Below are 15,305 nucleotides of genomic sequence, written 5' to 3' on the forward strand. Positions count from 1 at the left end.
GAAAGGGGGAGCGCTTTGACTGAAATGAAGGTTGGAAAAATATTTGATGATGCATTTATATCAATTTCAAAAAAACTTATATCTTTGGATTTAAGGCGAAAAAAAGAAGAGATAATTAGTGTAAAATGTATGGAATTTGTAAAAACCAAAGGTAAGTTTAATTCAACGATAATTTGCGGGTTTTCATCAGATATATTTGATGCGATAATAATTGGAATGAATGATGGAAAGATGCCGTCAGAGGACGAAAAAGTATTATATATAAATGAGTATGTAAATATAATATGTGGAAGGGCATTATCCGAAATAAATAACAGATTGGGCAGAACATCAAGGCTTACTGTACCTATGATGTGTTCTGATAAAGAGAGCATTGATATTGATGATTCTGAGATGGAAAATGAAGTTTTATTTTATGAAACAGAATTTGGAAATATAGAAGTTTGCATTTATTATAAAATAATATAATGATGCAAAAGTAAAATGCAGATAACAATCAGTAATATGCAGTATTATATTGTGGCTTATACACAAAAGATATGCATATTAAATAAGAGTCTGCGTGTAAAGGAGGAAATATAATGGACAAAACAACTATAATTGTGGTAGATGATTCACCATTTGCATCAAAGCAGATAAAAGATCTTGTAGAAGAAAACGGGTATGAAGTGATAGGTTATGCAAAAAGCGGTGAGGAAGGCATAAAAATGTATGAGAAACTTCATCCGGACATAGTCATTCTCGACATAATAATGCCGGGAATTGACGGGATAGAGACAGCAGAAATTCTTTTTAAAAGTGATCCGTCTGCAACAATACTTATGCTAAGTTCACTTTGTGATACAGGAACATTAGAGGAAGTAAGAGCAATAGGAGTTAAATATCTGATTCCAAAGCCATGGGAGGATGATGTGCTTCTTGCAACACTTGAGTTGTTAAAAAAACATAGAGAAGAGTCACAGCAGGAGAATAATAATAAACAGGCGTGAACGGTGACAGGTAGTTTTAAAAACTGTTTTAAGTAGAGAAGAAAAGTTTTGAATATCAAAACAAATACTTTATAAATGGATAGAAAAAATAAAATAGCTGTATTTTTGTTAAAATTTCACAAAAATACAGCTATTTTATTGTGAAAAATCACAATGAAAGTGGTGTTGACGAATTGATAGATTTTAGAATATACTTTTAATTGTTTGGTAAAGTTTGATATACAAACTATTTTAATGTATAGGAAAATGCTTGTAACATAGTGTGATGCCAGGACAAAACATTGGTTTTGCCCTTGTTTAATGTATAGGAAAAACAAATGAATAATGTTTTAGGATCAATCAGTACAAATCTGATAAAATTATTTGATAATATTATGGAAGTGGAAGCCTATACCATAAAAAATGAGTATGGCAACAAGATTTCCATGACAGAAGTTCATACTATAGCTGCCATAGGAATGGCGGAGTTAAAAAGCATGAGTGAACTTGCTGCACAGCTTAATATCACTGTCGGAACATTGACAGTTGGGATAAATAATCTTGTAAAAAAAGGATTTGTGGAACGTTATAAGACTGAGCGTGACAGAAGGGTTGTTAAGATAGCATTGACAAAAGAAGGAAAAAAAATATACGCATTACATGAAAAATTTCATAAGGATATGGTATTTGCTCTTGTTAAAGGACTTAATGAAAATGAGATGGATGTTGTTGCGAAAGCACTTGATAATTTAGAAAGCTTTGTTGGAAAACGTTTTGAGAATGGAGAAAATAAATGATAACTACCAGAATTATTTCAACAGGTGCGTGTGTGCCTGAACAGGTTATCACAAATGATGATCTGTCAAAAATAGTTGATACGAGTGATGAATGGATAACACAGAGAACTGGTATAAAAAGAAGACATATATCAGCAGGAGAGAATACATCATATTTTGCTATAAATACTGCAAGACAGGTGCTTGAGAGAGCAGAGGTTTCAGCGGAGGATGTTGACCTTATAATCGTGGCGAGTGTTACGGCGGATTATGGAACACCGTCCCTTGCCTGTATGGTTCAAAAGGAGATAGGTGCAGTAAATGCGGTGGCATTCGATGTAAATGCAGCGTGCAGCGGATTTATGTTTGCATTAAGCATAGCTGACAAATACATAAAAACAGGTATGTACGAAAATGCCATAGTCATAGGTGCAGAGACACTTTCAAAGATAGTTGACTGGAAAGACAGGTCAACCTGCGTATTGTTTGGAGATGGTTCTGGCGGTGCATATGTAGAAAAGTCAGAAGATGAGGGGATATTAAAAGAGGAACTCGGAGCGAAAGGTGAGCTTTGGGATATTCTCACACAGGGTTATGTCGGATGTTCAAATGCATTTAATGAAGAACAACTTGAGAAAGACAATCTCTGGTATGTAAATATGGATGGCAGGGCAGTGTTTAAGTTTGCAACAAAAGCTGTCACAAAGAGCATAGAGAGAGTTATGGAGTCGGCAGGAGTAAAGCCTGAGGAGATAAAATATGTTGTGCCGCATCAGGCAAATGCAAGGATTGTTGACATAATTTCAAGAAAACTAGGTATAAGCAATGAAAAATGTTACAGGAATATGGCTGAGTATGGAAATACTTCTTCTGCAAGTATTCCTATTGTATTAAATGAGTTAAATGAAAAGGGACTTATTGAGAGAGGTGACAAACTTCTTCTCACAGGTTTCGGTGGCGGAATGACTTGGGGAACAATGCTCATTTCGTGGTAAACGGTTATCAGAAGATTTTATATTGACATTGTATGCCCGCATTTGCCGGCACAAATATTTGCATATAAAATTTTCATAACAAAAAATATATATATTTTAATCTATTTTTAGGAGGAAAAACCATGGTATTTGAGAAAATCAGAGAGATTATTGCTGAGCAGACAGGTAAGGATGTTGACGAGATCACATTAGAGACAAATGTAAAAGAGGATCTCGACGCAGATTCTTTAGACTTATTCCAGATTATCAACGATATTGAAGATGAGTTCGATGTATCAGTTGAAGATCCTGAGTCTATCGTTACTGTAAAGGATGCCGTTGATTTTGTAGAAAGTCACAAAGAAGCATAATAAGCTATTTTAACACTATCAGGCAAATAGCAGAGCGGATTGTGATATCTGCTTGATATAGCATGGAAGGCAGCGCTGGAAGTTAATAATATTTATTCACAACCGGCGCTATCTCTTTACTTTTTTGGCATTGAGCAGGAGATTTTTGTTTATCGGACATACATTATATAACCGGTAATGATTTTATTAGATGGATTTGACACTTGAAAATGGAGGAAAATGCAAATGAAAACAGTATTTATGTTTAGCGGTCAGGGTGCACAGTATGCAGGTATGGGAAAAGACCTGTATGAAAACTACGCCGTTGCAAAAGAAGTATTTGACAGAGCAGATGAGGTTTTGGGATATTCGATAAAAGATATATGTTTTTCTGATGAGGAAAAACTCGGACTTACAGAGTTTACACAGCCTGCAATCCTTACAATGAGTATTGCGGCTATGAAAGTCTTACAGGAAAACGGGATAAATGCTGATATGACGGCAGGACTTAGTCTTGGTGAGTATTCGGCACTTGTTGCAAGTGGTGCGATGAAGTTTGAGGAAGCCGTGGCACTTGTACAGAAAAGAGGAAAATTTATGTCAGAAGCCGTTCCGGCAGGGAAAGGCGGAATGTTTGCGATAATAGGTCTTGATACTGCACTTGTAGAAAAAGCCTGCGAGGAAGCAGTTAAAGAGGTCGGAGGAGTTGCCGTTCCGGCAAATTATAATGCACCGGGACAGATAGTCATAGGTGGAGATGCGGCAACAGTTGAGAAAGCAGGAGAGATAGCAAAGGAAAAGGGAGCAAAGCTTGCGGTTAAACTTAAAGTAAGCGGTCCGTTCCATACAAGTCTTTTGCAGCCGGCAGCAGATAAACTCTTGCCGGAACTTGAAAAGATGAATATAGGAAAGATGAAAATTCCTGTCTATACAAATGTGACAGCAGAGGTGTTAAAGAGTGAGAGTGATATAGTTCCTACGCTTGCAAAACAGGTTGTGTCGCCGGTAAGATGGGAGCACATAATCAGAAATATGTACGATGCCTGTGCAGATACATTTATAGAATTAGGACCGGGAAAGACTCTTTGCGGTTTTGTAAAGAGAACAGTCAAGGGAATTGTCAATGTGAATGTTGAAGATACGGCTTCACTTGAGAAAGCACTTTTAAAGATTAAGAAAGCGTAATAACATAGTACAGGCCGCAGGCCTGAGTTCGCAGGAATGTGAAAATAACTTTTAGTTGGAGTTTTTATAGATTTGATAAAGTTTGGAGGGATAATATGTTAGAAGGAAAGACAGTGATTGTTACGGGTGCTGCTAAGGGTATCGGTAAGGCGATTGCGATAGCTTTTGCTAAGGAGGGATGCAATATAGTTCTCAATTATCACAGCAGTGTGTCGGATGAGACTGTTAAGGAGATTGAGGAGCAGGGAGTTAAGTGTATGCCTGTTCAGGGTGATGTGAGTGATTTTGATTTTGCAAAAAATCTTATCAGGGATGTTAAAAAAGAATTCGGTTCTATTGATGTGCTTGTAAATAATGCAGGTATCACAAAGGATATGCTTCTTATGAGAATGACTGAGGAACAGTTTGATTCTGTTATCAATACAAATCTTAAAGGTTCTTTTAATATGATTCGTCATGCAAGCAGTGTTATGTTAAAGCAGAGAAGCGGTGCGATAATAAATATGTCATCTGTTTCAGGTGTTGCAGGAAATATTGGACAGGCAAATTATGCGGCTTCTAAGGCAGGTGTTATTGGTCTTACTAAAGCGACTGCAAAGGAACTCGCACAGAGAGGAGTTACCTGTAATGCGATAGCTCCTGGATTTATTGAGACAGACATGACAGCGGTTTTAAATGATGATACAAAGGATGCTATACTTAATTCTATTCCGCTTAGCAGGGCAGGAAAACCTGAGGATGTTGCAAATGCAGCAGTATTTCTGGCTAAGAACAGTTATATTACAGGACAGGTCTTAAATGTAGACGGCGGAATGATAATGTAGTTATAAACGAAATGAAAGACAGATATTTAGATATTAGAATCAGTTTAGGTATGTATTTGCCGTACCGGACTGTAGAAACGGGGGAATTATGTCAAGAAGATGTGTGATAACCGGTATGGGTGTTGTAAGCCCGCTTGGAAGTACAGTGGATAGTATGTGGGAAAATGCCAAGAATGGTGTTTGTGGAATTGATAATATCACAAAATTTGATGCAACAGATTTTAAAGTAAAAGTAGCAGGTGAAGTCAGGGATTTTGATGCGGAAAAATATATGACTAAAAAAGACATCAAGAGAAATGACCCATTTGCCGTATATGCTATGGGGGCTGCTGTTCAGGCTATGGATGACAGCGGTATCGATATGGAAAAAGAGGATGCCTCAAGAGTAGGTGTTATCTTTGGTTCAGGTGTAGGCGGGCTTGGAACGATGCAGCAGCAGGTTACGAGAATGAACGAAAAAGGAGCTTCAAGGGTTTCACCTATGTTTATACCTATGACTATAGGAAATATGGCAGCAGGAAATATTGCTATAAGATTTGGTGCAAAAGGTATAAATGAAGATATAGTTACAGCCTGCGCAACAGCTACAAGCAGTATCGGTGCAGCTTTTAGAAATATCATTCACGGCTATGCGGATGTTATCATTACGGGAGGTGCAGAGGCTGGTCTTTGTGAGATAGGTATCGCAGGATTTACAAATCTTACGGCACTTTCAACAAATCCGGATCCAAAGGATGCGTGCAAGCCTTTTGATAAGAACAGGGATGGATTCGTGCTCGGTGACGGTGCAGGAGCACTTGTAGTTGAAGAACTTGAACACGCTCTTGCAAGAAATGCAACTATATATGGAGAAATTGTCGGATATGGTGCAACGAGTGATGCATATCACATTACTCTTCCTGAAAAGACAGGAGCAGGTGCGGCAAAAGCCCTGGAGCTTGCAATGGAAGAAGCCGGAATAAAACCGGAGCAGGTTTCATATATAAATGCACATGGAACAAGTACACCGGCAAACGACTCGACAGAGACAAATGCAATCAAACTCGCATTTGGTGATGTGGCAAAAGATGTTGCAATAAGCTCTACAAAATCAATGACAGGACATTTGCTTGGAGCAGCAGGAGCAGTTGAAGCGGTAATGTGTGTTAAGGCATTACAGGATGATATACTTCCACCAACAATAAATTATAAGACACCTGATGAGGAATGTGACCTTGATTATATTCCAAATGAGGCAAGAAAGGTTGAAAAAGCTGAATATGCGTTATCAAATTCACTTGGATTTGGTGGACATAATGCGGTGCTCTGTTTTAAAAAGTGGGGGGAATAAAATGAAATTCGATGAAGTTAAAGAACTTATCGCTATTTTTGAAAAAAGCGATATGGGTGAGATGGAGATAAAACTTGACGGTGATAGTGTGCATCTTGGAAGAAATGCTTCATTTTCTGTTGGAAACAGTGAAACGGAGACAGTAAAAACCGTTATAGCGGGAGCAGAAAGTGGCATGGTATCTGCGGCACAGACAAATGGTGCAGTTTCTAATGATACTGATATAAACCAGACTGCAGATGTGGAAAAAGAAAGCGTGTCAGCAGATGACAAACTTGTCACGGCACCTATTGTTGGAACATATTATCAGAGTCAGGCACCTGATAAGCCGCCTTTTGTAAAGGTTGGCGATACGGTTGCCAAAGGTGATGTAGTATGTATCATAGAAGCAATGAAGTTTATGAATGAAGTTGTAAGTGAAGTAAGCGGAAAAATAGTTGAAGTTCTTGTAGAGGACGGAGAGTTTGTCGAGTTTGGACAGCCGCTTTTCAGAGTTCAGTAGGTTGTATAAAAAGGATTTTTATGCGAAAAAATTTTTTGCAATAAAACTTTAGATACAAATTTTTCAGTAAAAAATATTAAAAATAAAAAAGTTCCAGATGCAGTTTTGGGGCATCAGACTTTGTGCAGGAGCAGAGATAGAATAGGAGTAAATTTAAAATGGCAATGGATATCAAGGAAATCATGAGCATAATTCCACACAGACAGCCGTTTCTTCTTATCGACAGAGTTGAGGAGATAGTCGAGGGAGAGTCGGTTACGGCAATTAAGAATGTTACCTATAATGAACCGTTTTTTGCGGGGCATTTTCCAAACGAGCCTGTAATGCCGGGAGTGCTTATTGTTGAGGCTATGGCACAGGCAGGAGCAGTAGCTATATTGTCTATGGATGAGTTTAAGGGAAAGACAGCTTATTTTGGCGGGATAAATAAAGCTAAATTTAAGAAGAAAGTTGTTCCGGGAGATACACTCCGCCTTGAAGTTAAGATTGAAAAACTTAAGAAAAATGCAGGTATCGGACAGGGTACGGCTTATGTAGGTGACAAGGTGGCAGCACAGGCAGAACTTGTATTTATGATTGGTTAGAGGTGAAAACTTTATGTTTGACAAAATTTTGATCGCAAATCGTGGAGAGATAGCAGTAAGGATAATAAGAGCGTGTCGAGAGATGGGGATAAAAACGGTTGCCGTATTTTCAGAGCCGGACAGGGAAGCACTTCACACACAGCTTGCAGATGAAGCAGTATGTATAGGTTCGGCAAAAGTCGGCGACAGTTATCTTGATATGAATAATATAATCAGTGCCGCTGTTGAAAAGCAGGCACAGGCAATACATCCGGGATTTGGATTTTTGTCGGAAAACAGTATGTTTGCGGGTGTGTGTAAGGATTGCAATATCAAATTTATCGGACCGAAAGGTTCGGTGATAGATGCACTTGGCAACAAGGCAAACGCAAGACAGATGATGATAAATGCAGGAGTACCTGTTATTCCGGGAAGTGACGGGATTCTCGCTGATGTTGAGCAGGCTTATGAAATGGCAGATAAGTTAGGTTATCCTGTCATTGTAAAAGCATCTGCCGGAGGCGGTGGAAAAGGAATAAGGATAGTCAGAAAAAAAGAAGAATTAAAAGAGGCATTTCTGTCAGCCCAGAGTGAGACAAAAGCTGCGTTTGGCGATGACTCAATGTATATGGAAAAACTTATCGAGGGTGCAAGACATGTTGAAGTGCAGATACTAGGTGATAGTTTTGGCAATGTGATACATCTTGGTGAGCGTGATTGTTCATTGCAAAGAAAGAACCAGAAAGTTTTAGAGGAAACACCGTGCGAAGTATTGTCAGAGAGCACAAGGGCAAAAATCTGTGATTCTGCCGTAAGGGCGGCAAAGGCAGCTGGTTATGAGAATGCAGGAACTATTGAATTTTTGTATGATGAAGATTCCGATAAATATTATTTTATGGAGATGAACACAAGAGTTCAGGTAGAGCATCCGATAACCGAGATGGTGACGGGTGTTGATATTGTTAAAGAACAGATAAGAATTGCGGCAGGAGAGAAATTATCATATACGCAGGATGACATAAAAATAAGCGGTCATGCGATAGAGTGCAGGATAAATGCAGAGAATCCGTCAAGGAATTTTGCACCATGTCCGGGTACGATAGATTATCTTTTAATGCCGTCGGGCGGTCTTGGACTCAGGGTAGACAGTGCGATATATCAGGGCTATGAGATACCGCCGTACTATGATTCCATGCTTGCAAAGGTTATCGTGCATGGCAGGGACAGGGACGAAGCGATAGCGAAAATGAAAAGAGCATTGTATGAATTTATAATAGAGGGTGTAGATACGAATATAGAATATCAGAACAAAATTCTTAATAATAAGCAGTTTGAAAAATGTCAGTATAATACATCATTTTTAGAAAATGCAAAATTGTAAAATAATATTATGGCAGTTAATGTGTAATCTTTATTTTCTGTCTTTTACGATTGACTGTTAATCAGATGTTGGAGTGAGGCAGGTTATGAATATTTTCAAGAAAAAAAGTTATTTTTCAGTAAGTGGTACAGAAGAAAAGAAAAAAACTGAAAAAAACAAAAAAAGTCAGGAACCATCAATTCCAGACGGTATGTGGATAAAATGTAATACTTGTAAAAACATAATATACAAAAAGGAAGTAACGGAATTTAAACTCTGTCCGAACTGCGGAGCACATTTCAGGATGAGTCCTGCTGAGAGGATAAAGATAATATGTGATGAGGGCAGTTTCAAAGAACTTGATGCAGATATGTCAACAAAAAATCCCATGAATTATCCCGATTATGATAAGGTGATAAAAAAAGCAAAGGCAAAATCGGGCATAAAAGAGGGAGTTGTGACAGGTGAATGTACGATAGGCGGATTTAAAACCGTTATAGCTATAATGGACAGTCACTTTATGATGGGGAGTATGGGTTCAGTTGTCGGTGAAAAGATAACAAGGGCAATAGAATACTCAACAGAAAATGAACTTCCTATTATAATATTTACAACCTCAGGCGGTGCAAGGATGCAGGAGGGAATAGTTTCTCTTATGCAGATGGCAAAAACAGCGGAGGCAGTCGGACGACATGACGAGGCGGGACTTTTATATGTAACGGTGCTGACTGACCCGACAACAGGTGGGGTGACCGCAAGTTTTGCAATGCTTGGAGATATAATACTTGCCGAGCCGAAAGCACTTATTGGATTTGCAGGGCAGAGAGTTATACAGGGAACAATACACCAGAAACTTCCGGAGGGATTTCAGCGTGCAGAATTTCAGCTTGAGCATGGATTTGTAGACAGGATAGTCAACAGGGAAGATATGAGAGACGAACTTATCTCAATATTAAAACTGCATGAAGCTAAGTGATTATTAAGAAAGGAAGTGCCAGTGTGAACAATGCAATGAAATCCGTAAGGATTGCAAGAAAGATAGATAGACCTAACACAAGAGAATTTATTGATAAATTATTTGAAAACTTTATGGAAATGCACGGTGACAGACTGTTTGCGGATGATGGTTCGATAGTCGGAGGAATTGCTTCCTTTGAGGGAACACCGGTTACTGTCATCGGAATACAGAAAGGTCACACACTTGACGAAAATGTGGAATGTAATTTTGGAAGTCCAAACCCTGAGGGTTACAGAAAAGCATTAAGGCTCATGAAGCAGGCAGAAAAATTTCACAGACCTGTTATCACACTTGTAAATACGGCAGGAGCATTCTGCGGTATAGGAGCAGAAGAAAGAGGTCAGGGCGAGGCTATTGCAAGAAACATAATGGAAATGTCAAGACTGAAAACTCCGATAATATCAATATTTACCGGAGAGGGCGGAAGTGGCGGAGCACTTGCACTCGCAGTAGCAGATGAAGTGTGGATGTTAGAGCACAGTCTTTATTCGGTACTCTCACCGGAGGGATTTGCAAGTATATTGTGGAGAGATTCGGAAAGAGTAGAAGAAGCCGCAGAACTCATGAAAATGACAGCAAACGAACTCTTAAAAAATGGTGTTGCAGACAGAATGTTTCCGGAACATAAAGATGGAATAGAAAATAATTTAAACTACACAACAGACCAGATAAGAGAAGCACTCAGAAAAAAATTACCTGAACTCGTGAAAAAAGAAACAAAAACATTACTTGATGAGAGATATAAAAGATTTAGAAAATTCGGGGAATATGCAGAGTGATAAGTGAATAAATTCAAGTGATTTCAAAATTAAATGAAAAGCCTTCTCCCCTAGCTATGCTGGGGGAGAAGGGGGCAAGTTGAACTGGTGGTTATAAACTTGATAAATTATCAATCATTCAAATGAATACCGTCTTTTTCAATCGTTATAAGTCTTTCTTTATATAAATGTCCGATGGCACGCTTGAAAGCATTTTTGCTCATATGAAAACGGTTTTTAACCGCTTCTGAGTCAGATTTATCATTAAATGGAAGAAATCCATTTTCTCTCTGTAAAGTTTCATATATAAATGAAGCGTCATCATTCATTTGCTCAGGTATTTTTTTCTTGACACTTAAAGTAAGTCTGCCATCATCCATGACTTGTGCAACTCTTGCATATACCGGCTGGTTTATGCGGTATTTTTCAAAAACTTCTTTTTTAGGAAGAAGTGCGGAATATTTATCATCAACTGCGATAAATACACCAAAATTGTCACTTATTTCATAGACACGACCGAAAACCTCATCATCTTTTTTATAAGGTGATTCATTTGAGAGGTGATTGTAGACCTTCATTGAAGCACAAAGTCTGTCACTTTTGTCAACATAGAGCGTGACAAGTACCGCGTCATCTTCTTTTACTTCATATGCCTGCTCTTTAAATGGAAGAAGAAGGTCTTTTGAGAGTCCCCAGTCGAGAAAAGCACCAATTTTTGTGACTTCCTTGACATAGAGCCTTGCAACTTGACCAAGTTCAATGGACGGTTCTTCCATGGTTGCAATAGGTCTGTCCTCTGAATCTTTGTAAACAAACACATTTAGTACATCATTAAGCTGCGTGCCTTTTGGAACCTGTGATTTTGGCAGGAGTATCTTGTCACTGTCCTCACCGGTAGGAGTGTTTAAAAATACTCCAAAATCAGTTGTTTTTACAACTATAAGTTCCTGGGTTTTACCGATAGGGATGGCTGATTTCTTTTTTTGCTCCTCATCTCTGTGTTTATCTGAGTAATGATTTTTGTCAGAAAAGCTATGTCTGTTATCATTTCCGTTTTGTCTGTTAAAGCGGTTTCGCACATCCTTTTTGTCATGTCTGTCGAAACTGTCTCGTCTGTCTTTTTTGTCAAATCCGCCCCGCCTGTTATTTTTTTCATATCTGTCATTTTTTCTGTGACTGTTATGGGAATATGTTCTGTCATCATTTCTGCCGCCATAAGTTCTTTCGTTTTTCAAAATTAAAGGTCCTCCGTTCTGTTGTGATGTACTCTCGGAATTCTTCATTCAGAAGATTCCGGGAGTACATTTTGTTAAGTTGACAATAAGTTGCCAGAGTTTTGTATTAAAAATAAGTATAACAGTTCAGTTTTTCATTTGTTATGTTTTTATTGCTGAACTGTTACAAATAAGTATATAATTTTTACAAAAAAAAATCCAGTTAAAATTGAAATTTGTGCAAAATTGCGTTATACTGTAAATTGTAGGAAAATTTATGTAAATTTAATAATATTAAACAAGCAGCAGAGCAGGTCACAGATATCCACCTGGCTGATACTAAAGCAAACATATTAAAAAGTTAGTGTGAAATATTCCATATATGCAGGAATTTTCATACTATGTACAAAAAATATGTGTAGAAATGAAGGTTAATATTATATGGATTAAAACAAAAAACGGATAAGCGTGGAGCTGATATGGTGAAAATCATTATACATATCAAATTGTGTGATTAACAAAAATATATAGTTTGACGATTATCCAAGACAAAAACAGAAAAGAGGTTATTTAAATGAAAAACATTATCAGTACAGACAAAGCACCGGCGGCAATAGGACCATATTCTCAGGCAGTTGAAGTAAACGGTCTTGTATTTACATCAGGGGTTGTTCCTATCGACCCTGCTACGGGAGAACTTGTTACGGGACCGGCTGAAGTTCAGGCAGAGAGAGCTTTTAAGAGTCTTAAGGCACTTCTCGAAGCGGCAGGTTCGTCAACTGCGAATGTTATCAAGACAACGGTTTTTATCAGTGATATGAATGATTTTGGCAAGATTAATGAAGTATATGCAAAATATTTTGAAGAGCCATATCCGGCAAGATCATGTGTAGAGGTTGCAAGACTTCCTAAAGATGTTGCTATAGAGATAGAGGCTGTAGCAACAAAATAGCTGATTTTTAAGTTGCTGCCAATACTAACATTATAGACAACAGCATATTAGAGAGGTAGGATATGGAGAGAATACAGTTGAGAAAACAGCTTATCAAGTGTTGTGTATTTGCAATTTCGCAATTAGTTATTGTATCAGGAACATTCATTCTGAAATCCGAAAAGGCAGAGGCGGCCGGCAATAATCTTGCTATATCTATTGCTAACGACTATGTAAATATCAGAAATAAACCATCATTAAATGGAAAAGTAAAAGGAAGGCTTTATAGAGGAAGTGCAGTTTATATTACAAGAACATATAAAAACGGATGGGCACTTATAAAAAGCGGAAATTTCAGAGGATACATAAAAAAAGAATTTCTTGCAACCGGCACAAAGGCTAGACAGCTTGCAAGAAAATATGGAGTCAAATACATAACCGTAAAAAAGAATGTCGGTGCACTAAATGTGCGGGAAAAGACCAGCAAAAAAGCCAAAATAATTACTTCTATAGGTTCGGGAGAAAGTTTTTATGTAAGAAAATTATGTGGGAAAAGCTGGGTTCGCATATCTGTTGACGGGGAACAGGGATATGTGGCAAGAAATTATGTCAATCTCAGAGTGAAATATAAGCATCCTGTTTCAATCGCTCAGGTAAAAGCTGAAGAAAAGAAACAGGAAACTACCACTAAGAAAGATACTACTACAACTAAGAATAGTACAACCACGACAAAGAACAGCACGACTAAAAAAGACTCAACCACGACCACGAAAGACAGCACAACATTAAGTGAGGAAACAGATAACACAAATGATACAGCAAAGAAAAAAGTAACCGGAAGCCAAATAGCTAATTATGCAAAGAAATTTTTAGGAAATCCGTATAAATATGGAGGAACAAGCCTTACAAATGGAGCAGATTGTTCAGGATTTACACAGAGCATATATAAGGAGTTTGGATATGATATTCCAAGAACTTCGCTTGAGCAGTCAGCGTATGGGACAAAAGTTTCAGCTTCTTCAATAAAACAGGGTGATTTGGTTTTTTATCAGAGTGGAAAAACAGTTGGTCATGTTGCATTGTATATAGGTGATGGGGAAGTGATTCATGCAAGTAATGAGAAAGACGGCATAAAAATATCAAAAATGAATTACAGGACGCCGTATTGTATTAGAAGAATTGTCTGACAATTCAAAAGTTAAATGTGAATAGTAAAAACAATTATAAACAAAAAGTTGTTGATAACTGACATAAAATGTTGATAAGTTTTAGCAGAAGGTCATTAATCGACAATAAATTAACATAAAATGTTGATAAATCGACAGTAAAGAGAGCCGTATAATGTCGAAAAATGCGAAAAAATTGAGTTATGCACTAAGTTATCAACATTATCAACAAAATTGAAATCCACAGGTTGTCAATAAAACCTGTGGATTTCTTTTATCAGACATTTTGTTAATAACATGATGTAAAGACCAAAAACAGATGGTAATGCAGCAATTTGCATATAAATATGCATTGCTATCTACTTTTGACCCTAACATCATAATATGCGTTTAGTGATAAATGTATAATAAAAAGATGTAAATGATTATATTATTGTGCAATTTTACTTGCTTTTTAAGAAAAAGTGAGGTATAATAAATTTAACAATTTGTAAAGGAGTGATAGTCATGAAATTTATTATCAGTGGTAAAAATCTTGATGTAACAGATGGACTTAAAGCAGCAATCGAGGAAAAAATCGGAAAGCTTGAGAGGTATTTCACTCCGGAAACTGAAGTTCATGTTACCTTGAGTGTAGAGAAAGAAAGACAGAAAATAGAGATTACGATCCCTATGAAAGGAAACATCGTAAGAGCTGAGCAGGTCAGCGATGATATGTATGTTTCAATAGATTTGGTTGAGGAGGTTATTGAGAGACAGTTACGCAAGTACAAGAACAAACTTGTTGACAAGCAGCAGGCAGCGACAAGCTTAAGCAAAGCATTTATCGAAGAAGAGATAGAAGACGATGATGAGATTAAGATCATCCGTTCAAAGAAGTTTGGCATGAAGCCTATGGATCCGGAAGAAGCCTGCATCCAGATGGATCTTCTCGGACACAACTTCTATGTATTCCGTAATGCAGCAACAGATGAGGTAAATGTAGTTTACAAGAGAAAAGGAAATACATTTGGACTTATAGAGCCTGAGTTTTAATAAATATAGTAACAGTTCAGTCATAAAAAGATAATTGGCAATACAATGAGCTGTTACATAAGTAACATAAAATGAAATTAACACTTTGGAGAGAGTGTTACATATATGAAAACAAAAGTATGAAATCGATTTAAGCAAAAGCAGTCCCGGAAAATTCCGGGACTGTTTATTATGTTGCATGAAAATTCTCATTTCCTACAACATAATAAACAGTCCGTGAGGATGTGCATTTCGCGGAAAAGAAATAAATATTACGCATTCCGCTCAAGCACAAGGGAGTCGTAAGCGACTCTTTATTCTTGCGGTAGTATAGTGTTTTAGCAAAAAACAAAGGTTGAAAAACAAAGTATT

At 37.5% G+C, this 15,305-nt stretch carries 17 protein-coding genes; 16 read left to right on the top strand and 1 reads right to left on the bottom strand.

The window, feature by feature from the left end; translation table 11 throughout:
* Nucleotides 1–24 precede the first annotated feature (24 nt).
* The 13 genes from DW721_RS05985 (at nt 25) to DW721_RS06045 (ending at nt 10,629) form a co-directional block, all read left to right on the top strand.
* Complete coding sequence (locus DW721_RS05985; RefSeq protein ID WP_243020614.1) at nt 25–468, top strand: chemotaxis protein CheX; 444 nt, start codon at nt 25–27, stop codon at nt 466–468.
* 113 nt (nt 469–581) lie between these two features.
* A complete protein-coding gene (locus tag DW721_RS05990; RefSeq protein ID WP_055945767.1) occupies nt 582–989 on the top strand; it encodes a response regulator in 408 nt (135 codons plus the stop codon).
* Nucleotides 990–1,306: 317 nt separating this feature from the next.
* A complete protein-coding gene (locus DW721_RS05995; RefSeq protein ID WP_022015159.1) occupies nt 1,307–1,765 on the top strand; it encodes a MarR family transcriptional regulator in 459 nt (152 codons plus the stop codon).
* Nucleotides 1,762–2,739 (top strand): beta-ketoacyl-ACP synthase III, encoded by a 978-nt coding sequence (locus DW721_RS06000; RefSeq protein WP_118745167.1) that lies wholly within the window; start codon nt 1,762–1,764, stop codon nt 2,737–2,739. The genes DW721_RS05995 and DW721_RS06000 overlap by 4 nt, the downstream gene beginning before the upstream one ends.
* 122 nt (nt 2,740–2,861) lie before the next feature.
* Nucleotides 2,862–3,089 carry an acyl carrier protein gene (locus DW721_RS06005; protein ID WP_022015161.1) on the top strand — a complete coding sequence of 76 codons (228 nt, stop codon included), beginning with the start codon at nt 2,862–2,864 and terminating at the stop codon, nt 3,087–3,089.
* Nucleotides 3,090–3,314: 225 nt separating this feature from the next.
* Nucleotides 3,315–4,253 (top strand): ACP S-malonyltransferase, encoded by a 939-nt coding sequence (gene fabD / locus DW721_RS06010; RefSeq protein ID WP_118745168.1) that lies wholly within the window; start codon nt 3,315–3,317, stop codon nt 4,251–4,253.
* Nucleotides 4,254–4,348: 95 nt separating this feature from the next.
* On the top strand, nt 4,349–5,077 hold the full coding sequence (gene fabG / locus DW721_RS06015; RefSeq protein WP_055945774.1) for a 3-oxoacyl-[acyl-carrier-protein] reductase: 729 nt from the start codon (nt 4,349–4,351) through the stop codon (nt 5,075–5,077).
* A gap of 88 nt (nt 5,078–5,165) precedes the next feature.
* Nucleotides 5,166–6,407 carry a beta-ketoacyl-ACP synthase II gene (gene fabF / locus DW721_RS06020; RefSeq protein ID WP_118745169.1) on the top strand — a complete coding sequence of 414 codons (1,242 nt, stop codon included), beginning with the start codon at nt 5,166–5,168 and terminating at the stop codon, nt 6,405–6,407.
* Between the two features lies 1 nt (nt 6,408).
* A complete protein-coding gene (gene accB / locus DW721_RS06025; protein WP_182436232.1) occupies nt 6,409–6,909 on the top strand; it encodes an acetyl-CoA carboxylase biotin carboxyl carrier protein in 501 nt (166 codons plus the stop codon).
* Between the two features lie 164 nt (nt 6,910–7,073).
* Nucleotides 7,074–7,493, top strand: a complete 420-nt coding sequence (fabZ, locus tag DW721_RS06030; protein WP_055946204.1) for a 3-hydroxyacyl-ACP dehydratase FabZ — start codon at nt 7,074–7,076, stop codon at nt 7,491–7,493.
* A gap of 13 nt (nt 7,494–7,506) precedes the next feature.
* Nucleotides 7,507–8,853 carry an acetyl-CoA carboxylase biotin carboxylase subunit gene (locus DW721_RS06035; protein WP_118745171.1) on the top strand — a complete coding sequence of 449 codons (1,347 nt, stop codon included), beginning with the start codon at nt 7,507–7,509 and terminating at the stop codon, nt 8,851–8,853.
* 85 nt (nt 8,854–8,938) lie between these two features.
* The gene (accD, locus tag DW721_RS06040) at nt 8,939–9,808 is read left to right on the top strand and encodes an acetyl-CoA carboxylase, carboxyltransferase subunit beta (RefSeq protein WP_118745172.1); all 870 of its coding nucleotides are present in this window, start codon (nt 8,939–8,941) and stop codon (nt 9,806–9,808) included.
* 35 nt (nt 9,809–9,843) lie between these two features.
* Nucleotides 9,844–10,629 carry an acetyl-CoA carboxylase carboxyltransferase subunit alpha gene (locus DW721_RS06045; protein WP_055946207.1) on the top strand — a complete coding sequence of 262 codons (786 nt, stop codon included), beginning with the start codon at nt 9,844–9,846 and terminating at the stop codon, nt 10,627–10,629.
* 110 nt (nt 10,630–10,739) lie between these two features.
* Here the strand turns inward: DW721_RS06045 and DW721_RS06050 are convergent, their stop codons facing one another.
* Complete coding sequence (locus DW721_RS06050; RefSeq protein ID WP_347560357.1) at nt 10,740–11,843, bottom strand: S1-like domain-containing RNA-binding protein; 1,104 nt, start codon at nt 11,841–11,843, stop codon at nt 10,740–10,742.
* A gap of 553 nt (nt 11,844–12,396) precedes the next feature.
* Between DW721_RS06050 and DW721_RS06055 the strand changes: the two genes are divergently transcribed.
* From DW721_RS06055 to raiA, 3 genes are all read left to right on the top strand, one after another.
* Nucleotides 12,397–12,774, top strand: coding sequence for a RidA family protein (locus DW721_RS06055; protein WP_022015171.1), 378 nt, complete (start codon nt 12,397–12,399; stop codon nt 12,772–12,774).
* Between the two features lie 62 nt (nt 12,775–12,836).
* Nucleotides 12,837–13,940, top strand: coding sequence for a C40 family peptidase (locus tag DW721_RS06060; protein ID WP_118745174.1), 1,104 nt, complete (start codon nt 12,837–12,839; stop codon nt 13,938–13,940).
* Nucleotides 13,941–14,426: 486 nt separating this feature from the next.
* On the top strand, nt 14,427–14,954 hold the full coding sequence (gene raiA / locus DW721_RS06065) for a ribosome-associated translation inhibitor RaiA (RefSeq protein ID WP_022015173.1): 528 nt from the start codon (nt 14,427–14,429) through the stop codon (nt 14,952–14,954).
* Nucleotides 14,955–15,305 lie beyond the last annotated feature (351 nt).

It is taken from the genome of Clostridium sp. AM27-31LB (assembly GCF_003480745.1).
GTDB classification, from domain to species: Bacteria; Bacillota; Clostridia; order Lachnospirales; family Lachnospiraceae; genus Butyribacter; species Butyribacter intestini.